Below are 526 nucleotides of genomic sequence, written 5' to 3' on the forward strand. Positions count from 1 at the left end.
ACGTGCTGGAAAGCCTCGTCGAGGTCGCGAAAATACAGAGCACGAGCGCGTCAAACAAGATCGAGAATATCGCGACCTCGGACAAAAGGCTTCGCGACCTGATGGCCGAGAAGGCCGAGCCGAAGAACCGAGACGAGCGCGAGATAGCCGGATACAGGTTCGTGCTCGACACGATCCACGAAAGGCACGATGCCGTGCCCGTGACGCCCGGCGTGATCCTGCAGCTCCATCGCGACCTGTACAGGTTCACTGGCGACTCGTTCGCAGGAAGGTGGAAGGATTCCGACAACGTGATCGCCGAGAGGTCGGCCAGCGGGGAGATGGTCGCGAGGTTCAGGCCCACGAGCGCCGCCGCGACTCCGGCGGCGGTAGACGCCATCTGCAGGGAATACCGGGCGCAAATCGAAGCCGGAACGTACGATCCCGTCCTCGTGTCGCTGGTGTTCGTGTTCGATTTCGTGAGCATCCACCCGTTCAACGACGGGAACGGGCGCATGAGCAGGCTGCTCACCCTGCTCCTCCTATA

At 62.0% G+C, this 526-nt stretch carries 1 protein-coding gene; it reads left to right on the forward strand.

The window, feature by feature from the left end:
- A partial coding sequence (locus tag SFHG_RS00060; protein WP_042431963.1) for a Fic family protein occupies nt 1-526 on the forward strand: 526 nt, incomplete at both ends.

It is taken from the genome of Senegalimassilia anaerobia JC110, from assembly GCF_000236865.1.
GTDB lineage: Bacteria > Actinomycetota > Coriobacteriia > Coriobacteriales > Eggerthellaceae > Senegalimassilia > Senegalimassilia anaerobia.